This window comes from Deltaproteobacteria bacterium, from assembly GCA_012522415.1.
Classification (GTDB): Bacteria; Desulfobacterota; Syntrophia; order Syntrophales; family JAAYKM01; genus JAAYKM01.
In genome coordinates, this window is the sequence record JAAYKM010000087.1 from 13,282 (window position 1) to 34,701 (window position 21,420).

Below are 21,420 nucleotides of genomic sequence, written 5' to 3' on the forward strand. Positions count from 1 at the left end.
CTGTTCCGGTGTCGGATCCGTTGATTCGGCTTTACGAGGTCATGAACGAACATTTCGGCGCTCTCCATTGGTGGCCGGGGGATTCGACTCTTGAAATCCTTATAGGGGCTGTATTGACCCAGAATACGGCTTGGCGTAATGTTGAAAAAGCCATCGAAAATCTAAAGCGAAAAAAGCTCATCGACATCGGTCGCCTTCTCGAGACCACTCCACAAATTTTACAGAGCTTTCTACGGCCGGCCGGGTGCTTTCGTGTCAAGGAGGAACGGCTGCGCTGCTTGCTGCAATTCATCGCAGATAATTATGAGGGTGACCTGGATCGTATGTTCAAGGAGGAAACCTGGTCATTGCGCAACAAACTGCTGGGGATCCGGGGTATTGGCGAAGAAACCGCCGACTGCATTTTGCTTTACGGGGGATTGAAAAATATTTTTGTGGTTGATGCCTACACACGGAGAATTCTGGGTCGGCACGGGCTCATCGATGCAAAGATGTCGTACGGGACAATACAGCACTATTTCATGGACCGTCTTGTCCATGATCAAGCCATGTTCGGACAATATCATGCCTTGCTGGTAGAGGTGGGGAAAACATTCTGCAAAAAGGAGCCGCAGTGTGAATCCTGCCCTTTGAGAAGATTCCTTGTGGCAGTTAACCCGGTTGACGGTGTGAAAGAAAGGAATGGAGAGAGGAATGTTACTTGAAATCAGAGATTTGACGGTTGAAGTAGCGGATCGGATTGTACTGAAGGATATCCGTATCGCCATTGATTACGGACAAACCCATATTCTTTTTGGGCGAAACGGAAGTGGAAAAACATCGCTTCTCATGGCCATCATGGGTTTCAGCGGATACAAGGTGAAATCCGGGTCAATCCATTTCAAGGGAGAGGATATTACGTTTCTGCCGGTTCACGAGAGGGCAAAAAGGGGAATCGGCATGTCCTTTCAGCGTCCTCCCACCATCCGGGGACTTAAAATCCGAGATCTTATAAGAACGTTTGGACGGGATGACGCCTCGGTGGAGCAAGTCGTCGACGCCCTTGATTTTTCTTCTTTTATGGACCGGGGTGTCAATCTTGGATTCTCCGGCGGAGAGATCAAAAAATCGGAACTGGTCCAACTGGTTCTTCATAATCCTGATCTTGTTCTGTTGGACGAACCCGAGTCGGGAGTCGATCTCGAAAACATCAAGACAATCGGGCGGGGTATAAGAAAACTCCTGCAGAAAAATCTCCATCGTCAACGAACGAAGTCAGGATTGATCATCACACATACAGGCCTGATTTTAAACTATTTGGAAGCGGATAACGGCTATCTGTTGCTGGACGGGGTGATCCGCTGTGAGGGTAATCCGCGGGAAATGTTCGAATCCATACAATACGCCGGGTACGAGGAGTGTGCCAGATGTCAGAGATAAGGGAAAAGGCGGAAGCCGCGCGTGATAAGCGGGCTGTCTACGGAGAAGATATCGATTTGGAGGCTTTTGAAGCGGATGTTCCGGTTTACACGGCAGATCCTGCTTTGGAGAGATTGTCGGAGGAAGAAAAGCGCCATGTGTTGGAGGTGGGTATCGACGTAAGCGAAAGCGGCCGGACGGGCAGCTTCTTTCTCAGGGACCATTCGCCCATACAATGTATGGTCGGGCAGGATGGGGTGGAATTGCTTCCCATTGCTGAAGCCCTGACCCAGTATAAGGACCTGGAACAATACTGGTGGAAGGCCGTAGATGTAGGAACGGATAAATATACCGCACAGGCAGAAATGGATCCGCACAGTGGTTATTTTCTCCGGGTGAAAGCCGGGGTCAGCGTCTGTTTGCCTGTTCAGGCCTGTCTCTATTTAAGCGAAGAGGGGGTTGCCCAGAAGGTCCACAATCTGATCATTGCGGAAGAAGGTGCGGAAATACACATGATTACCGGATGTACGACGGCACCCCACCTGAAGCGGGGTCTGCATATCGGGGTGACGGAAATCTATGTCGCGAAGGGGGCAACCGTCACCTCCACGATGCTCCACAATTGGGGAGAAGCCGTGATTGTCCGTCCTCGCACGGCCGTCTGGGTGGAAGAAGAAGGCAGATATATGTCCAACTACGTGTGCTTCAAGCCCGCCAAGTCGGTGCAAATGTATCCGTCGGTGCGACTGAAGGGGAAAAATGCTGTTGCGCGGTTGAATACGATTCTACTGGCCGGGCCGGGCTCCATGCTGGATATCGGCGGCAAGGTATCACTGGAAGCGGAGGGGTGCAAAGCCGAGATTATCTCGAGAGCAATCACCACAGGGGGTAAAATTATATCAAGGGGAATGTTGGTTGGTCAGGTTCCGGGTGTCAGAGCCCATTTGGAGTGCAGTGGCCTGATTCTCTCAAATGAGGGACGGATCCACGCTATACCGGAGTTGGATGGCTGGGTGAACGGCGTGGATATGTCTCATGAAGCGGCTGTTGGAAAGATTTCCCGGGAAGAAATAGAATATCTCATGGCCCGTGGTCTGACGGAGCAGGAAGCGACGGCTCTCATCGTAAGGGGGTTTTTAAATGTGAAAATGGAGGGTCTTCCCAAAGAGCTCCAGGCCGAAATCGAAAGAATGATCGCTGAAACCGAAGCATCGGTTCTCTGAGTACCGAATATGACCTGTTTCGACTATTCCGGCGTCATTCATTTTCATTCCGCTTATTCTTTTGACGGGACGACACCTTTGTCGGAAATAATTGAAGCAGCGAAGGACAATGGCCTGGATTTTTTGATGCTGACGGACCATTCGACGCTGAAAGCGAGAACGGATGGATACGAGGGATGGCACGGTAACGTGCTGCTCATTGTGGGGCAGGAAGTTTCACCGCGCTTCAATCATTTGCTGGCTTTTGAAACCCGAACACCGATTATCGTGGACAAGGATGATGAAGAAATCAGCCCCCAATCCTACATTGACCGGGTCAATGCGGAAGGGGGCATTTCTTTTTTGGCCCACCCGGATCATGAGGGAACCAAGCTGTTTCACGTGAAACACTACCCTTGGCGGGACTGGACTGTGGAGGACTACACCGGGATCGGGGTTTGGGATTTCATGACGGATTGGCAGAGTTCGCTCCAGGGATACACTCGAGCCTATATGAGTTATTTGTGGCCGGGATTGTTTTTGCGGGGTCCTCATCCTGCCACACTGAGGAAATGGGACGAGCTGAATCGACATCGAAGGGTGGTTGGAATTGCAGAGTGCGATAATCACGCTACCACGAAGCGTTTCTGGGGTCTTTCGTTCTCCGTCTTTTCATTCCGTAAAGCCTTTCGATTTCTGCGAACCCATATCCTGACCCGGTGCCCTTTGAGCGGGGATGGGGTCAAAGACAAAATCCTCCTGATCGACGCATTGAGACGAGGGAATGCCTACTTCGCTCAGGAATCATTCTTTCCGGCACAAGGATTCCGTTTTTCTGTAGGGGAAGGGGACCATGAGGCGATTATGGGGGATATCTTTTCGCTTGACCAAATATCCCGACTTATCGTAACGGTACCAGGTAACGGTCACATCCGTGTCGTCAGAGACGGCGTTCTTTATTACGAAACAATCGGTCAGTCGGCATCGTGTTCTATCGTACAGCCCGGAGCGTATCGGGTTGAGGTATTTGTGAAGCGTCACGGCAAATACCGGCCTTGGATCTTTTCAAACCCCATTTATGTAAACCGTTTACAAACATGTTCAGAATGATCCGGGATATTTGCCGGTGTCAGAGAGATAGTGTGTCTCGCTCCTTCCTTCGTATTTCAGGATATATTTTAGACGAAAAACGGCACGCCTCTCCATTGCGCGATTTTGTGCGCGTCTGGTGCCATTGAACCAGGAATGTGTTTCGGTTGGTCAAGTATTTGTACAGGGAGGTTTTATGGAGGCAAGAGAAGCTGTTCGAAAAAAAGTTCGTATTCAGGATAACACCTTTCGGGATGGGCACCAATCCATCCACGCCACGCGAATGAAAACAGAAGATATGATCCCCATAGCCGAAAAAATGGACGAGGCGGGTTTCTGGGCGATGGAAATCTGGGGTGGTGCGACATTTGACACCATGCACCGGTTCCTTGGCGAGGATCCCTGGGCGCGGCCCAAGATTCTGAAGAAATATGTCAAGAAAACACCCTTTTCCATGTTGCTGCGGGGTCAGAACCTTGTGGGATATCGAAACTATGCGGACGATGTTGTCCGTGCTTTCGTGGATAAATCCTGTGAAATCGGGATTGATGTTTTTCGCGTTTTTGATGCACTCAATGACGCACGAAATTTCCAGACTTGTGTTGAACGCATCAAGGCAAATGGCAAGCATTTTGAAGGGGCCATCTCCTACTCCCTGACCGAGCGACGTATGGGGGGAGATGTGTACAGTCTGAATTATTACGTCAACAAAGCCAGGGAACTGGTTGGGCTGGGGGCCGATTCGATCTGCATCAAGGATATGGCAGGTATTCTTTCGCCCTACGATGCCTTTGAACTGTTTTCAACCCTGAAGCAACACGTGGAAGTTCCTCTGCATCTGCATACGCACTACACAAGCGGTATGGCGTCCATGACCTATATCAAGGCTATCGAGGCGGGGGTGGATATTGTTGATACATGTCTCGCGCCCTTTGCCATGAGGACCTCCCAGCCGGCCGTCGAACCATTGGTCGCGACCTTGGAGGGTACCCCCTGGGATACGGGTCTCGACTTGGGGCTTCTTATGGATTTGGGTGCCCATCTGGAAACCATTGCGCCGAAATACCACGATTTTTTGGCGGCCAATACCCTGTCAGTCATTGATACGGGCGTGCTGGCGCACCAGATACCGGGAGGTATGATTTCAAATCTGATCAGCCAATTGAAAGACATGAAAGCCCTGGACCGGCTGAACGAAGTGTACGCCGAGGTGCCGATCACCAGAAAGGAACTGGGAACGGTGCCCCTTGTTACGCCGACCTCTCAGATCATCGGGTCCCAGGCGGTGATGAATGTCCTGTTCGGAAAATACAAAATGGTTACGAACCAGATCAAGGACTTGGCTTATGGTCTCTACGGTAGAACGCCAACCCCTATTGATCCAGAGGTTCAGGAAAAGGTACTCAAGGGTTACCCCAGGGGTTCAACACCAATCAATGCGCGTCCCGCGGATGTGCTGGATCCAGAACTCGAGGCTGCCAAGAAGAAGATTGGTGATTTGGCCAGGACGGCCGAAGACCTGCTGACCTACGCCCTGTACCCGCAGACCGGTGAAGAGTATCTGAGAGTGAAATATAACGTGCCCAAGGAGGCGTGACATCCCATGGGCTTCTTCCTCGCTGACGGATCGGTAATTTCTGGCCGCCTGTGATCATTCTCGTTTATTTGGGGAATGCCACAGGCTGCTTTGTTTTCCACGCATCGGAGAAAATCTGGGGAGGATTTCGTGATCAGGGGACTGACAATCATTCCTTGCGCAGACCGTACTTGATCATTTTCAGCTGCAGTCCCTTTCGGCTGAACCCGAGCTGCTGAGCAGTTCGGGTGACATTCTGCCCGCACTCGTCGAGGACTTTGGCAATCAGATGCTTTTCCATTTCCTCCGTGTGGTCTTTCACCAGGGCCTTCAGAGGTCTGTCGGTGGAGATGTCCGCCGTCAATGCGGTCGTATCCAACGCATATTTGATTTCGGTGGGAATGTCCTCCATGTGAATTTGACTGTCTTTCGATACGAGCACCAAACGTTCGATGATGTTTTCCATCTCCCGGACGTTGCCGGGCCAGGCGTACTGCTGGAACATTTCATTTATCCGTGGATCTTCTTGGCGCACGTTACGCTCCAGTTTGTGGTTGCACTTGTCCAGAAAGTACTCCATCAGCGGCAAGATGTCGTCCGGGCGTTCTCTCAAAGGGGGCAAATGAATCGGAAACACATTCAGGCGGTAAAAAAGATCTTCCCGGAAACGGCCTTCTTTGACTTCCTGAAGCAGATTCCGATTCGTGGCGGCGATAATGCGTACGTCGATTTTGATTGTTCGAATTCCCCCCACTCGTTCGAATTCCTGATTCTGCAGAACATGCAACAGCTTGACTTGATTGTCTCGCGGCAGTTCGCCGATTTCGTCCAGAAATAAAGTGCCCGTGTGCGCGAGTTCAAAACGACCCGGTTTGGTGACGGCGGCACCGGTGAAGGCCCCTTTTTCGTAACCAAACAGTTCGCTTTCAACCAGATGTTCCGTAATAGCGCCGCAATTGATTTTGATGAAAGGATTCTCTCTTCGGGGACTGTTTCGGTGGACTGCATGGGCGATCAATTCCTTGCCCGTGCCTGTTTCCCCGCTGATCAGGACTGCAGTCGTTGTTGGAGCGACTTGGCGGATGGTTTCATAGATTTCCATCATTTGAGGACTGGAACCAATGATCCCATAGCGGTCGATTTCTTCATCGTTCAACAAAACCTCATCCTGGTTTAACTCCCGGGTACGAATGGCTTTTCGAATGACATTGCGAAGGTCGTCCTGATCGAAAGGTTTCGTAATGTAGTCGAAAGCGCCTTTTTTCAAGGCGTCAACAGCGGTATTCACGGTGCCGTAAGCGGTGATGATGATGATCGGGATAGACGGATATTCCTTGGCCACTCGATTCAAAAGCCCCATGCCATCAAGTCGGGGCATTTTGAGATCCGTTACAATGGTTGCAATATCGTTGCTTTTAAGAATCTCGAGAGCGGAAAGACCATCTTCGGCAAGGAGAACCTCGTACCCCTCCTTGGTCAGCATGGCCTTCAGGACCAAGCGCATATTCAATTCGTCGTCGACAATGAGGATACGATGCATGAGTTTGTTTTATTATGATTGAGAACCCTTGTCAAGGGGGGCCGTTTCAGTTGCCCATTGTGTGTAACCGGATGACAAAGGTTGTCCCCTTGCCTGGAGCGGATTCGACCCGAATAGATCCACCATGGTTTTTGATGATGCGCTGGCAGATGGAAAGGCCAAGCCCAACACCCCGTTCTTTGGTGGTGAAAAAGGGCTTGAAAATCTGTTTCTGGTCTTTTCTGGTCATACCCGGTCCTGAATCACGTATATAGATCCCGACAGAGGCTTCTTCCGCGTTATCAATTTGTTTTGTCCGGAAAGACAAGGTGCCCTCGCCCGCCATGGCTTCCACCGCGTTGTGCGCAATATTCAGGATGACCTGAATCAACTGTTCGGAATCGGCAAGAATCGGCGATAAATCCGGCTCCAAGTCCGCTTGGATTGTTACTTTTTCCGTGACGGCGTCGGCCTGCATGATGGAGATGACCTTTTGAATGATCCGGTTGATTTCTTCCGGTCGCGGCTCAGTATGATAAGGTTTTGCATAGTCGAGAAACTGAGATACGACTCGGTTTAAGCGATTGACTTCCTCGATGATGACATTCAAAAGTTTCCGATGTTCGTCGGAATGCGTATCGCCGCTTAAATATTGAGCCGCCCCCTTTATAGATCCCAGGGGGTTGCGGATTTCGTGTGCCAATACAGGCGCCATTTCCTCTAAAAGCAAGATCTTCTCCCGTTCAAGTTTTTCATCGAACGCGTAAAGCGATTGAAAAATGTCGACACTTTCCGGATAAAAATGCGAAAAAATCCGCTTTACGATTATTTTTAGCGGCGTAACGGAGATGACAATAAGAAAAGAGGATGTCAGAACATGTGTGAAGGGCAAGTGAATATTTTCACCGAGCAGGCCCAGCACGAAATAAAAAATAACGGTCGCGGAGGAGGTCAGAATTAATATCATGAGTGATTTCGCCAGAAGTTCATACAGTTTTGTCAGATGAGGGTAGGCGATGATCAGAAGAATGAAATAAAGCAGGGCCGCAATGATGATATTGGAGAGGGAAGGCATGGGGAAGCCGGAGTAGGAGAAGAGGTCAAAGCAGCTCAGGATGGCCGCCACCACACAGGCAATGGCCAGATACATCATCCGTATTTTTTCCGCTCCCGGTCGCTTGCGGTAAATAAAAAGCAAAAAGGAAAAAAAAGCACCTCCTGTGATTAACAGGGGATAAAGGTAGGTCAGAAAATGAAAATATGACGATTCATGGACGGGAGTGAAAAGAAGAGCGGCCATGAGCACGCTGAAACCGCCAGTCAGGACAATGTCACGGCGCCTTATAACCAGTCTGCTCCGGGTTAAATTGCGTGTAAAAAACAGTACGAGTGGAGGCAGGGCCAGGAGGCCTCCGTATTCGGACACACGCCAGACGGATTGCTGCAATGTTGCGAACAAGAAAACGCCGGCCCGGTTCAAAAAAAGGGCCAAACATACCATAGCAAAAGCACGCATGACGGCATCTTTATGTCGGGTGATGATGAGGGATACCGAGATGATCAGGCTGACTGCAGCAAGAATAAACGTTTCCATGGAGGATCAGACTCCGGGATGATTAGAACACGTTGCAAACGTCCCGCGGGCACTGCAAAGCGTTTCTTTTCATTTCATTGACACGAGACTGGTCGCATCATATATTGTAGAACAAGAGACAAACAAAAAACACAGGGCACGGGAAAAATCATGCCGGAGCGTCCGAGCCGAGAACGGGATCCGGGTTTGTCCGAGGAAACCGAGGACAAACCTGAACTGCGGCAACCGAAAATGTACAGAGTTATTCTTCACAACGATCATTACACGACCATGGATTTTGTTGTCGATGTGCTGGTAAAAGTCTTTCATAAACCGGCGGTTGAGGCAACAAAAATCATGCTTGACGTGCATCGGAGGGGACGGGGTGTCTGCGGCACATACACGTATGACATAGCCGTGACCAAGATTAACCGGGTTCAGACCATGGCAAGGATGCGAGAGTATCCCCTCCGTTGCACCATGGAAGAGGAATAGATTCATCTCATGAAAATAAGCGAAACATTGAATCAAATCATCATGGCCGCTTACGCGGAAGCCAATATAAGGCGGCATGAATATATTACGCCGGAGCATCTGTTGTATGCGGCTCTCTTCTTCGAGGAGGGGGTTGACATCATCGAAAATTGTGGCGGCGATCCCCAGCATTTGAAAGAACTCCTTGATCAACATTTGCAAGAAACACAGGTTGCGGTGGGCGTTCGAAAAGTAACTCAGTCGTCCGGTTTTCAAAACATCCTGGAGAGAGCCGTTTGGCATTCGACTTCCTCCCAAAAAGAAATACTGGAATTGGGTGATGTCATGGTTTCCCTGTTCGATGAAAAGGAATCCTATGCGGCTTTTTATCTTCGAAAGGAGGGTATGACAAAGCTCATTCTCCTGAGCTATATTTCCCACGGCCTCTCGGTGTTCCCCGCATCGGCGATGGATGGAGAAGGGCGGGATGAAGCGGGTAAGGAGTCCGGTCACGCGGAAAGAGACGTTGTTGAAAATCCAGCCAAGTTCCTCGGGATGTTTACAACAGACTTGACCGACAAGGCTCTTAAGGGGGAACTCGACCCGGTCATTGGTCGAGAAGAGATCCTCGAAAGGACCCTGCAGGTTCTTTGCCGGAGGTTGAAGAACAATCCCATCCATGTGGGTGATCCGGGTGTCGGGAAAACGGCGATTACGGAAGGCCTGGCCCAACTGGTGGCTGCCGGCAAGGTTCCCAGGAAGCTCTCGGGATCGAAAATCTACGCCCTCGATATGGGCGCCATGCTGGCCGGGACACGTTATCGGGGTGATTTTGAAGAGCGGATGAAACGGGTCATCGCGGAATTACAGAAGCAGAAAAAGGTTATTCTTTTCATCGATGAGATACACAACATAGTCGGCGCCGGCGCCGTTTCTGGTGGGGCCATGGATGCATCCAACATTCTGAAGCCCGCCCTGTCAGCGGGTAAACTACGCTGCATCGGTTCGACGACTTATGATGAATACCGAAAATATTTTGAAAAGGATGGCGCCCTGTCACGGCGATTTCAGAAAATCGAAATCTCCGAACCAACGGTCGGTCAGACCGTCGATATTCTCCATGGACTACGCGATAAATACGAAATGTACCATCATGTCGTCTACACAGAGGACGCCTTCCAGGCGGCGGCGGAATTATCAGATCGCTATATCAACGATCGTCGCTTGCCCGACAAAGCCATCGACGTGATTGATGAGGCGGGAGCTCTGATTTCGATGCGATGTGTCGGTGACAGTGATTTTTCTCTCATCGGCCGCGAGGAAATCGAGGCCGTGGTGGCGAAAATAGCGCGTATTCCGGAAAAAAATGTTTCGTCTTCCGATGTCGAAAAGTTGCTGAATTTGGAAAGCGATTTAAAAGCGCAAATTTTTGGGCAGGACGAAGCTGTCGAGAAGGTTGTGGATGCGATTAAACGGGCTCGGGCAGGATTTCGCGAACTTGGGAAACCTATTGCATCGCTCCTGTTTGTCGGACCCACCGGCGTTGGAAAGACTGAATTAGCAAGACAGTTGGCGTACTCGATGGGAATCCCCCTGCACCGCTACGATATGGGCGAATATCAGGAGAAACATTCTGTCGCCAAACTGGTGGGCGCTCCTCCTGGCTATGTCGGTTATGAAGAGGGCGGCCTTTTGACGGAGGCTATCCGGAAAACACCGTATGCGGTCCTGTTGCTTGACGAGATCGAAAAAGCGCACGGGGATGTTTTCAACGCCCTGTTGCAGGTTATGGACTACGCGACTTTGACAGATAACACGGGCAAAAAAGCAGATTTCAGAAACGTCATCATTTTGATGACTTCAAATGCGGGTGCCCGGGAGATCGGCCGCCCGACGATCGGTTTTGAGGGGAAAGTCGTTGATCGTATGGCCGTCTTTGATGCGGTGGAGCGAATTTTTTCACCCGAATTCAGAAACCGCCTGGATGGTGTCGTCAATTTCAACAGCCTGGGCGATAAAGAGATTCTCCGCATCGTCAACAAGGCGATCGGCGTGTTCCGCCTTCAGCTTGAGGAAAAAGGGGTGCAATTTGATGTGACGGAGGCCTGTTCAGCATGGTTGGCAAAGAAAGGTTATTCCTATGAATTCGGCGCTCGGGAAATCGGACGGTTGATTCAGGATAAGATCAAAAAATTCTTTGTGGACGAAGTGCTCTTTGGAAGATTGAAATCCGGTGGTTTGGCTGTCGCGGATGTTGAAAACGACGATGTGGTGATTCGCATCGCTGAAGCCAAGCAAACGGCGCTCCTGGTCCCAGGAATTGCGGGAAGCTTGGTGTCCCCCGCCGAAGGGCATTGAAACCCGATTTGATTTGATCTGCCTTCTGGACCGGCATCTTTCCCAATATGGCCATGAGGCTGTGCAAGCTGTGCACAATGTCTAATGTTTTCTCTGTCCTTTCGGTGCGGGAAGCGGATCCTTCCGTTATATGCGCTGTCCGGATTTTGTCCCCGTAAGCTTCCCGAAGGTCGTCTGGGAATGCGCTTCGGTCGAATTGCTGTCGCAAGATTAAACCTATTCAAAAATATATTGACAATCCTCTTTTCCTGTCGTATGGCAGCAGGCAAAATTAAATGTTTTTGGAAAAATGTATGAAGAATCAAGAGAGTAGGGCCGGAAACGGTGTCATTCAGGGCTTGGTCGCCGTAGTTATCGTACTCAAGGGGACTGTAGCTCGGAAATAAAGAAAAAATTTAAAATAACCAAGCCGCGGTCCCCCAGAAGCACCGCGGTTTTTTGTCCAGAAAGGCCGCTGAGGATTATTCGCGGCTTTTTTGTTTGTACAACAGGCAAACGGAGGGAACCCCGGTAAAACATTGGGATTCCGGGAGAGAATAGAGCCGGTATGTTCGGGTGAACGGGGCGCCATTACACAGCACAGGAGGTACGACAGTGAAAATGAAGGGAACGGAGATCCTTTTCCGAATTCTCGAGCAAGAAAAAGTGGATGTCATCTTCGGTTATCCGGGCGGTGCGGTGCTGGATATTTACGATGAGTTGTTCAAGACGAAAATGAAACACATTTTGGTCCGCCACGAACAGGGGGCTGTGCATGCGGCAGACGGATATGCCCGGGCGTCCGGGCGGACGGGGGTATGCCTGGTCACATCGGGTCCGGGGGCGACCAACACGGTTACGGGATTGGCCACAGCCAACATGGATTCCATTCCGTTGGTTGTATTTACCGGCCAGGTTGCCACGCATCTGATTGGAAACGACGCGTTCCAGGAATGCGATATTACGGGTATCACCCGTCCCTGCACGAAGCACAATTTCTTGGTTCGTAACATTGAGGATTTGGCTGAAACGGTGCGCAAGGCCTTCTGGATCGCCCATTCCGGGCGGCCCGGTCCTGTGCTCGTCGATTTACCGAAAAATGTCATGGCTTCGGAAACGGAGTTTATCGCCGAACCGCCTAAACGCCGAAAAATCGACGTGGCCTATGAACCCACAATGGAAACCTACGAGAAAATCCTGGATTTGATCAGAGAGGCAAAAAGACCCGTTCTCATGATCGGTGGCGGCATTATTCTTGGCGGCGCGTCATCGGAGCTGACGGACTTTGCCCGAAAATTGCAAATTCCGGTCACGGGGACCCTCATGGGGCTGGGCGCTTTCCCCGGAACAGACCCTTTGTGGCTGGGAATGGTGGGCATGCACGGCACCTACTATGCGAACATGTCCGTCTGTGGGACCGATCTTCTGATTATCATCGGTGCCCGTTGCGATGACCGCGTCACCAGCAAGATTGATTGTTTCGCTACGGGCGCGAAGATTATTCATGTCGACGTGGATGAATCATCCATTGAGAAAAATGTGACGGTGGATCTGGCCTTGGTCAGTGATGCAAAGCGGGCTCTTGGACATTTGAATCAGTTGATTGATGAAAGGCATTTCCATATCGATATTGGCGAAAGGAAAGACTGGTTGAATCAGATCGAAGACTGGAAACACCAGGAGCCGTTGCGCTATGAACCCAGTGACACGATCATCAAGCCCCAGTATGTGATCGAAAAGCTCTACGAAATCACCAAGGGAGAGGCCATCATTACGACGGAGGTGGGGCAAAACCAAATGTGGGCGGCACAGTTCTATCATTTTGACCGACCCCATACCTTCATATCGTCCGGCGGGCTGGGAACCATGGGCTACGGTTTGCCCGCCGCCCTCGGCGCCCAGTGTGCCCTGCCGGATAAATTGGTTGTTGACATCGCCGGTGACGGAAGTATCCAAATGAACATCCAGGAGATGGCCACGGCAATTCAAAGTAACCTGCCCGTGAAGATTGTACTTTTGAACAATGGTTTTCTGGGAATGGTGCGGCAATGGCAGGAGCTCTTCTACGACAGGAGATATTCTCAGACCGACATGACGTATCAGCCCGATTTTGTCAAATTGGCAGAGGCCTACGGTTGGGTCGGCCTCCGAACCGATTCACCCGCGGAAGTGGAATCGATTCTAAAAGAGGCCATCGCCACACCCGGACCGGTTTTAATCGATTTTCATGTGGACCGGGAAGAAGGTGTTTACCCCATGGTAAGACCTGGCGCCGGGATCGATGAAATGACCCTGTGTCCTTGGCGAAAGAGCGATACATAATAATTCATACTCTCAAGAGGGAACAATTATGGAAAAAAAGGAACATATTATTTCACTTTTGGTCAAAAACGAACCGGATGTTCTGGCGCGGATTGCCGGAGCACTTGGAGGAAAAGGCTATAATATCGAGAGTTTGTGCGTTAATGTCACAGCGGACTACCGTATATCAAAAATCATCCTGGCCACCCGGGGCAATGCGGCAACGTTGAACAGAATCGAAAAATTGCTTAACAAACTGATCGACGTGATTCAGGTGGATGTCGTCAAGTTGGATCGGTTTTCTCAGAAAGAACTGGCCTTGGCAAAAATCAAAATTTCCGATGAATTCCGGGCAAAACTTGCCGTGGATATTGACAATTACAAATGGAAAGTTGTATGGTTAGACGGTAATTATCTGATTATGGAAGTGACGGCAGACAAAGACGAAATGGATAACATTCTGTCCCATCTGGCCGAATTGGGTATGGTGGAGTACACCCGGACAGGAACCATCGTGATTGAACGCTGAGGGGACCGGTTGACAGAAAGACAGCCGGAATTTTTTAAAGATAGAAAATAGCTTATTGATATCGATCAGGACAAGGAGGCGTAAATATGGCAAAGATCAATTTCGGGGGCATTTGGGAGGACGTAACGACTCTGGAGGAATTTCCCCTGGCCAAGGCGAAAGAAGTCCTTAAAAATGAAACAATCGCTGTCATTGGATACGGCATTCAGGGACGCGGACAGTCCTTGAATATGCGGGATAACGGTTTTCATGTCATCGTCGGAGAAGGAGAGTATAACTGGAACAAGGCTGTTGAAGAAGGTTTCATTCCCGGCGAGACGCTTTTTTCACCCTTTGAGGCGGCCAAAAAGGGCACCATCATCCAGCTACTGCTTTCGGATGCCCAACAAAAGGAAATGTGGCCGGAATTCAAGGCCTGCCTCAACGAAGGCGATGCCCTCTATTTTTCTCATGGCTTCTCCATTGTCTACAAAGAACAGACCGGTGTCATTCCCCCGGCCAACGTGGATGTCATTCTGGTGGCCCCAAAAGGTTCAGGGAGAACGGTCCGGACGAACTTCCTAGATGGCAGCGGCATCAATTCCAGTTTTGGCGTCTTCCAGGATTACACGGGCCGTGCCCTGGAGCGCACTCTGGCGGTCGGCATTGCCATCGGTTCCGGCTATCTTTTTCCCACCACTTTTGAAAAAGAGGTTTACAGTGACCTGACGGGGGAGCGGGGCGTTCTCATGGGGTGTTTGGCCGGCGTTATGGAAGCTCAGTATAATGTCTTGCGAGCTAACGGTCACAGTCCCTCCGAAGCTTTCAACGAGACGGTGGAAGAACTGACCCAGAGCCTGATCCGTCTGGTGGCGGAGAATGGCATGGACTGGATGTATGCCAATTGCAGCACCACGGCCCAGCGGGGCGCCCTTGACTGGAAGGACCGTTTCCGCGATGCGGTGGCACCGGTCTTCGATCAACTTTATAAAAGCGTGTTGACCGGTGAAGAGACTCGCATCGTTTTGGAAGCGGGTGCTTCTCCGGATTACAGGGCGCGTCTCCAGAAGGAACTGGAAACCATTCGTGACAGCGAAATGTGGCAGGCAGGCGCCGCCGTCCGGGCGTTGAGACCTGAGCGGAGAAAGAAGGATTAAATCAGTCCGGAAGGGGGAAGAGCATGCGCAGTGATATGATGAAAAAGGGTCTTGAACGGGCTCCTCATCGATCCTTGTTGAAAGCGATGGGTTATACGGATGAAGAGATTGCCCGGCCCCTGATCGGGGTGGTTAATGCCGCCAATGAAATTGTTCCGGGCCACGTTCATCTCAATACGATTGCGGAGGATGTCAAGGCCGGGATTCGTCTGGCCGGAGGTACCCCCATCATGTTTCCGGCCATCGGGATCTGTGACGGTATTGCCATGGGGCACATGGGAATGAAATACTCTCTGCCCAGCCGTGAGTTGATTGCCGATTCGACGGAGGCGATGGCCATGGCCCATCCCTTTGACGGTCTGGTTATGGTTCCCAATTGCGACAAGATCGTTCCGGGACTCCTGATGGCGGCGTTACGCCTCAACATTCCAGCCATTTTTGTCAGCGGAGGTCCCATGCTGGCAGGCGTTCGTGTGGATGGCACGGAGGCGGATCTGATCAGCGTATTTGAAGGGGTCGGGGCCGTCAAGGCGGGCAGGTTGACAAAACAGAAATTGAAGGATCTGGAGGATTATGCCTGTCCGGGCTGCGGCTCCTGTTCAGGGATGTTCACCGCCAATTCCATGAACTGTGTAACTGAAGCCCTCGGTTTGGGACTGCCCGGCAACGGTACCATTCCCGCGGTGGAGGCGGCCAGGCGGCGCCTCGCCAAACAGGCGGGTATGAAGGTGATGGAACTTGTGAAAAAACAGATCCTTCCTCGGGATATTGCAACTCTGGCCGCCTTTCAAAACGCCCTGGCGGTGGACATGGCTCTGGGTTGCTCAACCAACACAGTACTCCATCTTCCGGCCATTTCTTATGAAGCCGGAATCAGGCTGGATCTGGATTTGTTCAATGCGATTAGTAAAAGGACCCCGAATCTTTGTCATATCAGTCCGGCGGGAGCACATCATGTTCAGGATCTTCATCGTGCGGGAGGCATCCCGGCGGTGATGAAACGGATTGCCCCTCTGGGAGTCATCCGGGAAGATGTCCTGACCGTAACAGGAAAGACCGTCGGAGAAAACATACGCCGAGCAAAAGTCTACGACGATGAGGTGATCAGGCCTTTGGATCGTCCATACGGGAAAGAAGGGGGCATTGCCATTCTTCGGGGTAACCTTGCACCGGATGGTGCGGTGGTCAAACAGTCGGCTGTTGCAAAGGCCATGCTGGTCAACGAAGGAACCGCCCGGGTGTTTGATGGGGAAGAAGCGGCGATTGCCGCCATTCTGGAGGGAAAAATCAGGTCCGGCGATATTGTGGTGATTCGTTACGAAGGGCCCAAGGGGGGACCCGGTATGCGGGAAATGCTTTCTCCAACCTCGGCCATCGCTGGTATGGGGCTTGACACGTCGGTGGCGCTCCTGACGGATGGACGTTTCAGTGGGGGAACCCGTGGGGCGGCCATTGGCCATATTTCCCCGGAAGCGGCCGAAGGCGGTCCCATCGCATTTGTCCGTGAAGGCGACCGAATCGCCATCGATATTCCGGCCCGGAAGATAACCCTGAAAGTCAGCGATGCGGAACTCAAGATGCGACGGAAAGGGTTTGTTCCCCCGGAACAGGAAATCCGGTCGGTCTACTTGTCCCGTTATGCCAAACAGGTTACATCGGCCAGTACGGGAGCCATTTTCAAGGAGTAAAAAATGCGTTGAAGGACGCACCCTCTTCAGGCAAGGGTGCGTCCTTTTTTCATGTTTACAGGAATTTTACATTGACCGCTGCCAGGCCCTTCTGGCCTTTTTCGACGTCGAAGCTTACGCGCTGCCCTTCCTGCAGGGTTTTGAATCCGCTGCTCTGAATGGCGCTGAAGTGAACGAAAACATCGCCGCCTTCATCTTTTTCGATGAAACCAAAACCCTTCTTCTCGTTGAACCACTTTACCTTTCCTTCTGACATGTCTGCATCCTCCTTTCTTCAGTTTTCAGTATGCAAGTCGGATTACAACCACGCAGAAAGAAAAAACCACCAGTATCCCGAAGAATACTCGGTGGTTCATTTTACTGCCCAGAACGTTTACATCCAACCCTTGCTTATCCTCCCATTCGGCAGACCCGAATGGTTCTCAACAAAATTTGGAGGCTTATACAGAGCATTTCAATGGTTGTCAATCAATATTATCATGACGAACCCGCTCAATCCATTACCCAATCCGGTTGTGGGGTATAACGTAAAAAGAAATGATCTTCTGTATCTGTGTTTATCCTTTCCGGTCGATTTTTTCGATTAACTTGTCAATGATACCGGAAAATATACGGGAGACCTCGGCATCCTGATGCTTTTCAACAAAAGGACTTCCTTCATCCGAAGCCTCGACAACCAAGGTCGTCATGGGAATGCGCCCCAGGAAGGGGACACCCATTTTTTCCGCCATTTTTTCCCCGCCCCCTTTTTTGAAGATATCGACCACTTCGTGGCAGTGAGGACAAATAAATCCGCTCATGTTCTCTATGACCCCCAGAACAGGAACCTTTACCTGCCTGCAGAAATTGATTGATTTGCGCACATCATTGAGAGACAGGTTCTGCGGCGTGGTCACGATGATTGCCCCATCAATATCCGGAATCAATTGGGCGATGGACAGAGGTTCATCTCCCGTTCCCGGTGGGAAATCCATTACGAGATAGTCGAGTTCCCCCCACAGAACATCTTGCAGCAGTTGCTTCATCACCTGCATTTTTAACGGCCCGCGCCAGATTACCGCATCGTCCTGATTCCTCAAAAGAAAACCCAGCGACATCACCTTCAGGTAAGGATTGTAGTCGATAGGTACCAGGCCCTCGGAGTCGGAGTAGACAGCCCGACCCTCCAGGCTAAGGAGCGTAGGAATGCTGGGACCGTGAAAATCAACGTCCAGCAAACCGGTTTGAAGTTCCCGCAGGGCCAATGAACTTGCCACATTGGCCGCAACCGTGCTTTTCCCGACACCACCCTTCCCGGACAGGACCAAGATTTTATGCTTTATTTTACTGAGGCGGTGCAGCAATTTTTGATCATCTTCTTTTTCCACCGTTTCGGGATGGATTTCCGTTCCAGACGAAGCGCAGCCTCCAGAAGGACAAGAACCATTATCTTTTGAACAATCCATTGGTTTCTCCATTGATTGGGGTTTTTTATATCGTCTTTTACAGTGATTTCATGTGCACGACGACCTTGACCCGTTTTGTCAGTATCTTCTCAGTTACCGCCGCAGTTTCCCGTGAAATATCAACCACCTCCGGGAATGCTGCGCAACAGTACGATTTTATCCCCGTCGTTCAATTGGAAATCCAGATTATCTTTTTTTACAAACTGTTTTAAATTGTACCAGACGATTGCATTCGAAATCACGCCGGTATCGCCATTTGTAAAGCGTTCAAAGAAGGAACGCCCATCGGCTGTAGAAATCTGTTTCATAAAATCCCCTAACGTACCACCCGAAAAATCGAGGACTTCCTCACTTTTTCCTTCCCAACCGATTTCCTTTCTGATTGTGGCACACTGTACCGCTAACGTTATTGCCATGACCACCCTCCTTTTGTGGATTTCTATCAATATTTTCCAGCATATCAAAACACATACCATTTTTAGGCGGCAACAGCAACGGGGCCCCTTTTTAACAGCTTGTTTTTACGCGCAGAAAATCTTGAAAGTGTTATCTCCTTATTTTGAACAACCCGCTTCTTTCAGTGGCCGCAGCCCCCGTGCATATTGTGCTGGCCGCAAGCGTTACGCACCGTCAATTCCTCCAGTTTCTGGTCATTCAAAGCCTCGATATTATTTCGTACCGTTCCGGCTGTCGCCATGTAAACCTTGATTCCCATGGCATTCAACATTTCAATGGCCCGTGCGCCCATACCACCTGTCAGCACGACATCGACGGTCTCGCCCATCAATTTTTGAGCAGGGTTGCATGTCCCGTCACCGTGGTGCTGGTTATTGTTGTCAAGAAACTTGGTCTCACCCGTATCGGTGTCGTGGATGATAAAAGCGGGGGCAGAGCCGAAATGTGGATACACGCCGCTATCCAAACCGCGATTTTCATGAGTTGGGACACAAATAATCATATGTTTCTCCTTCGTAATGGTTTTTTCCCCGTATCCGGTGTCTCAGAGCAAATCCTTTTTATCCCGTGGCTTCAACCCTTTACTGCGACATCGCTTTCTTTTATTTCCAGGGCATACGGTCAGGGCAGTTCCCGGTAACCGAAAACAGTCGCCCTGAAGCGTCCCATTCAGATAAGCCTGCAAGACCACATCTTTCATACCCCTTAGACCATATACCAAATCGATGCCGCTGTCTTCCAGCATAATTTGCAGTGGTTTAGAAACCGCACCGCAAAGAAGAACTGAAACTCCCTCCTCCGTTAGCAGGGAAATTTTCATGATATCGTTACATAATGACCAGTTGATGCAGGTTTCTCCGACAACCGTTCTTTCCTTAATATCGGCAATCAGAAGATTATCCGAGAAGTCCAGGACGGTCGAAACACGATTTTCCCAGATCGGCATGGCCACCCTCATATTACCCTCCATGAAAGGTTAAAACAAAATACATGCCATCATTACCGCTATCTCTAAACAGGATATAACTAGCTGTATTGGTGTACGTTATAAGCATATCGTATTGGTTTTACCGTTTTTATAAATCCGGGAAGGGGTTTATAATGCTACCTTTATATGGATTGAAGTCGCGTTTATGCGACTCTTCTAGTGAGAGCGTTTGTGATTCGGCAGGACGATACCGAGGGATTTGATTTTCCGGAACAGGGTGCTTTTGTGGATACCCAGTTCTTTTGCTGTTTGGATGCGATTCCATTGATTCCGGCGCAGGACATTGGTCAGGAAAATGGCTTCCACATCCTTGAAAGTCATCACTTCCGAATATTTCGAGGAATGCGGCGGGGGGACCTGCCGGACGGATTCCGGCAGGTGTTGCCGTTCGATAAGGTCCTTTTTGCAGAGAATGAAGGTGTGTTCGATAATGTTTTTCAGCTCGCGAATGTTACCGGGAAAATCATACGACATCAGGCAGGCCAGGGCATCGTCGGTCATGCCTTGAATCTGTTTGGTCTGAAGGAGATTGAAATGCGTGATGAAATGTTCGATCAGGAGAGGGATATCCTCTTTCCGTTCCCGCAGGGGGGGTAATTCAATGCGCATGACATTGATCCGGTAATAGAGATCCTCCCGAAATTTTCCTTCCCGCACCAGATCCTGCAAATGACGATTGGTTGCCGTGATCACACGAACATCGGTTCTGCAACTTTCCACACTGCCCAGGGGTTCATAGGTGCCCTCCTGCAATACCCTCAGAAGGCGGATCTGGAGGGCCGGGGAAATATCCCCGATCTCGTCGAGGAAGATGGTTCCTTTGTCCGCCAGTTTGAATCGTCCCGGATTATCCCGCTTGGCATCCGTGAAAGCCCCTGCCTTGTAACCGAAAAATTCCGATTCCAGCAGGGTGTCTGGTAACGCGCCGCAATTCACCACAACAAGGCGTTTGTTTTTTCGCAAACTGAGCTGATGGATGGCTTTGGCCAAAAGCTCCTTGCCTGTACCGCTCTCGCCTTCAATGAGGATCGTTGCGTTACTCTGCGAAATATCGGGCAGAATTTTGAACAGATCATGCATACGGTGGTTTTTGGAGATGAAATCCTCAAACCCGTAACTTCTCGATATCTCTTTTTTCAACGTCTCAACGACACTGATGTCACGAAATGTTTCCACCGCGCCGACAACGTTTCCCGAACGATCTTGCAAAACAGCCGTGGAAATACTGATGGGAATACGTTGTCCTTCAGCATTGACAATATGAACGGTTTTGTTGACGACGGGCTGTCCCGTTGTCAGGGTTTGCCTTATGGCGCAATCCTTTTCGCATATCTCCGCTTTCAGGACGTCCTTGCACAACTGCCCGATGGCCTCGCTTCGCTCGACTCCCGTAATCATTTCCGCAGCATGATTGAATGAAGTGATTCGCCAATCATGGTCAACCGTAAACACACCATCCGCAATGGAATCCAGAATGAGATCACGTTTCTTTTCCACCATTTTCAAGATACCTTAAGCGTATTTGCTTTCTGTTTTGAGGGCGGGGGGTTGTGTTCCCGCTGAATGCTGTTTCCTGCCGTATCTAGTCGGTTCTGAAAAAGTCTATTTTGATAAAGCGTCACCGTAAGAGATGGTTCTTTGATAATTAGAAAGCCATTGGAAAATTAGACGCAAAAAAGCGGCTGCCCACCGCAGCAGCTTGGCAAAGT

At 50.4% G+C, this 21,420-nt stretch carries 19 protein-coding genes; 11 read left to right on the plus strand and 8 right to left on the minus strand.

What is annotated here, in order from left to right:
* The first annotated feature begins 8 nt into the window (after positions 1-8).
* The 5 genes from GX147_07445 (at position 9) to GX147_07465 (ending at position 5,286) form a co-directional block, all read left to right on the plus strand.
* Positions 9-704, plus strand: a complete 696-nt coding sequence (locus tag GX147_07445; GenBank protein NLN60526.1) for an endonuclease III domain-containing protein — start codon at positions 9-11, stop codon at positions 702-704.
* On the plus strand, positions 682-1,419 hold the full coding sequence (locus GX147_07450) for an ATP-binding cassette domain-containing protein (protein ID NLN60527.1): 738 nt from the start codon (positions 682-684) through the stop codon (positions 1,417-1,419). Before GX147_07445 ends, GX147_07450 begins: the two co-directional genes overlap by 23 nt.
* A complete protein-coding gene (locus tag GX147_07455; GenBank protein NLN60528.1) occupies positions 1,407-2,621 on the plus strand; it encodes a SufD family Fe-S cluster assembly protein in 1,215 nt (404 codons plus the stop codon). Before GX147_07450 ends, GX147_07455 begins: the two co-directional genes overlap by 13 nt.
* Before the next feature lie 9 nt (positions 2,622-2,630).
* The gene (locus GX147_07460; GenBank protein NLN60529.1) at positions 2,631-3,710 is read left to right on the plus strand and encodes a CehA/McbA family metallohydrolase; all 1,080 of its coding nucleotides are present in this window, start codon (positions 2,631-2,633) and stop codon (positions 3,708-3,710) included.
* A 175-nt stretch (positions 3,711-3,885) separates the two neighbouring features.
* Positions 3,886-5,286 carry a pyruvate carboxylase subunit B gene (locus tag GX147_07465; protein NLN60530.1) on the plus strand — a complete coding sequence of 467 codons (1,401 nt, stop codon included), beginning with the start codon at positions 3,886-3,888 and terminating at the stop codon, positions 5,284-5,286.
* Positions 5,287-5,434: 148 nt separating this feature from the next.
* On the opposite strand, the gene GX147_07470 is transcribed toward GX147_07465, so the two are convergent.
* On the minus strand, positions 5,435-6,805 hold the full coding sequence (locus GX147_07470; protein ID NLN60531.1) for a sigma-54-dependent Fis family transcriptional regulator: 1,371 nt from the start codon (positions 6,803-6,805) through the stop codon (positions 5,435-5,437).
* A gap of 46 nt (positions 6,806-6,851) precedes the next feature.
* Positions 6,852-8,378, minus strand: coding sequence for a hypothetical protein (locus GX147_07475; protein ID NLN60532.1), 1,527 nt, complete (start codon positions 8,376-8,378; stop codon positions 6,852-6,854).
* A gap of 150 nt (positions 8,379-8,528) precedes the next feature.
* Here GX147_07475 and clpS point away from each other — a divergent pair, with 150 nt between their 5' ends.
* The 6 genes from clpS (at position 8,529) to ilvD (ending at position 16,822) form a co-directional block, all read left to right on the plus strand.
* A complete protein-coding gene (gene clpS, locus GX147_07480; protein NLN60533.1) occupies positions 8,529-8,852 on the plus strand; it encodes an ATP-dependent Clp protease adapter ClpS in 324 nt (107 codons plus the stop codon).
* Between the two features lie 9 nt (positions 8,853-8,861).
* Positions 8,862-11,189, plus strand: coding sequence for an ATP-dependent Clp protease ATP-binding subunit ClpA (gene clpA / locus GX147_07485; GenBank protein NLN60534.1), 2,328 nt, complete (start codon positions 8,862-8,864; stop codon positions 11,187-11,189).
* 594 nt (positions 11,190-11,783) lie between these two features.
* A complete protein-coding gene (gene ilvB, locus GX147_07490) occupies positions 11,784-13,490 on the plus strand; it encodes a biosynthetic-type acetolactate synthase large subunit (GenBank protein NLN60535.1) in 1,707 nt (568 codons plus the stop codon).
* A gap of 28 nt (positions 13,491-13,518) precedes the next feature.
* Positions 13,519-13,998 carry an acetolactate synthase small subunit gene (ilvN, locus tag GX147_07495; GenBank protein ID NLN60536.1) on the plus strand — a complete coding sequence of 160 codons (480 nt, stop codon included), beginning with the start codon at positions 13,519-13,521 and terminating at the stop codon, positions 13,996-13,998.
* Positions 13,999-14,084: 86 nt separating this feature from the next.
* On the plus strand, positions 14,085-15,134 hold the full coding sequence (gene ilvC, locus GX147_07500) for a ketol-acid reductoisomerase (GenBank protein ID NLN60537.1): 1,050 nt from the start codon (positions 14,085-14,087) through the stop codon (positions 15,132-15,134).
* A 23-nt stretch (positions 15,135-15,157) separates the two neighbouring features.
* Complete coding sequence (gene ilvD / locus GX147_07505; protein ID NLN60538.1) at positions 15,158-16,822, plus strand: dihydroxy-acid dehydratase; 1,665 nt, start codon at positions 15,158-15,160, stop codon at positions 16,820-16,822.
* A gap of 55 nt (positions 16,823-16,877) precedes the next feature.
* On the opposite strand, the gene GX147_07510 is transcribed toward ilvD, so the two are convergent.
* The 6 genes from GX147_07510 to GX147_07535 all read right to left on the minus strand — a co-directional run bounded on the left by GX147_07510 (position 16,878) and on the right by GX147_07535 (position 21,211).
* Positions 16,878-17,078 carry a cold-shock protein gene (locus tag GX147_07510; GenBank protein ID NLN60539.1) on the minus strand — a complete coding sequence of 67 codons (201 nt, stop codon included), beginning with the start codon at positions 17,076-17,078 and terminating at the stop codon, positions 16,878-16,880.
* A 301-nt stretch (positions 17,079-17,379) separates the two neighbouring features.
* The gene (locus GX147_07515; protein ID NLN60540.1) at positions 17,380-18,267 is read right to left on the minus strand and encodes an Mrp/NBP35 family ATP-binding protein; all 888 of its coding nucleotides are present in this window, start codon (positions 18,265-18,267) and stop codon (positions 17,380-17,382) included.
* Between the two features lie 119 nt (positions 18,268-18,386).
* Positions 18,387-18,683: a hypothetical protein gene (locus GX147_07520; GenBank protein ID NLN60541.1), complete on the minus strand. Its 297-nt coding sequence runs from the start codon at positions 18,681-18,683 to the stop codon at positions 18,387-18,389.
* A 161-nt stretch (positions 18,684-18,844) separates the two neighbouring features.
* Complete coding sequence (locus GX147_07525; protein NLN60542.1) at positions 18,845-19,225, minus strand: diguanylate cyclase; 381 nt, start codon at positions 19,223-19,225, stop codon at positions 18,845-18,847.
* Positions 19,226-19,267: 42 nt separating this feature from the next.
* A complete protein-coding gene (locus GX147_07530; GenBank protein ID NLN60543.1) occupies positions 19,268-19,669 on the minus strand; it encodes a hypothetical protein in 402 nt (133 codons plus the stop codon).
* A gap of 198 nt (positions 19,670-19,867) precedes the next feature.
* Positions 19,868-21,211 carry a sigma 54-interacting transcriptional regulator gene (locus GX147_07535; GenBank protein NLN60544.1) on the minus strand — a complete coding sequence of 448 codons (1,344 nt, stop codon included), beginning with the start codon at positions 21,209-21,211 and terminating at the stop codon, positions 19,868-19,870.
* Between the last annotated feature and the right edge of the window lie 209 nt (positions 21,212-21,420).

Bases quoted from the DNA above. Each gene is read 5' to 3' on its own strand.
- GX147_07450 (NLN60527.1), top strand. From the start codon at position 682: ATGGAGAGAGGAATGTTACTTGAAATCAGAGATTTGACGGTTGAAGTA.
- GX147_07455 (NLN60528.1), top strand. From the start codon at position 1,407: ATGTCAGAGATAAGGGAAAAGGCGGAAGCCGCGCGTGATAAGCGGGCT.
- GX147_07460 (NLN60529.1), top strand. From the start codon at position 2,631: ATGACCTGTTTCGACTATTCCGGCGTCATTCATTTTCATTCCGCTTAT.
- GX147_07465 (NLN60530.1), top strand. From the start codon at position 3,886: ATGGAGGCAAGAGAAGCTGTTCGAAAAAAAGTTCGTATTCAGGATAAC.
- GX147_07470 (NLN60531.1), bottom strand. From the start codon at position 6,805: ATGCATCGTATCCTCATTGTCGACGACGAATTGAATATGCGCTTGGTC.
- GX147_07475 (NLN60532.1), bottom strand. From the start codon at position 8,378: ATGGAAACGTTTATTCTTGCTGCAGTCAGCCTGATCATCTCGGTATCC.
- clpS (NLN60533.1), top strand. From the start codon at position 8,529: ATGCCGGAGCGTCCGAGCCGAGAACGGGATCCGGGTTTGTCCGAGGAA.
- clpA (NLN60534.1), top strand. From the start codon at position 8,862: ATGAAAATAAGCGAAACATTGAATCAAATCATCATGGCCGCTTACGCG.
- ilvN (NLN60536.1), top strand. From the start codon at position 13,519: ATGGAAAAAAAGGAACATATTATTTCACTTTTGGTCAAAAACGAACCG.
- ilvC (NLN60537.1), top strand. From the start codon at position 14,085: ATGGCAAAGATCAATTTCGGGGGCATTTGGGAGGACGTAACGACTCTG.
- ilvD (NLN60538.1), top strand. From the start codon at position 15,158: ATGCGCAGTGATATGATGAAAAAGGGTCTTGAACGGGCTCCTCATCGA.
- GX147_07510 (NLN60539.1), bottom strand. From the start codon at position 17,078: ATGTCAGAAGGAAAGGTAAAGTGGTTCAACGAGAAGAAGGGTTTTGGT.
- GX147_07515 (NLN60540.1), bottom strand. From the start codon at position 18,267: ATGGATTGTTCAAAAGATAATGGTTCTTGTCCTTCTGGAGGCTGCGCT.
- GX147_07520 (NLN60541.1), bottom strand. From the start codon at position 18,683: ATGGCAATAACGTTAGCGGTACAGTGTGCCACAATCAGAAAGGAAATC.
- GX147_07525 (NLN60542.1), bottom strand. From the start codon at position 19,225: ATGATTATTTGTGTCCCAACTCATGAAAATCGCGGTTTGGATAGCGGC.
- GX147_07530 (NLN60543.1), bottom strand. From the start codon at position 19,669: ATGCCGATCTGGGAAAATCGTGTTTCGACCGTCCTGGACTTCTCGGAT.
- GX147_07535 (NLN60544.1), bottom strand. From the start codon at position 21,211: ATGGTGGAAAAGAAACGTGATCTCATTCTGGATTCCATTGCGGATGGT.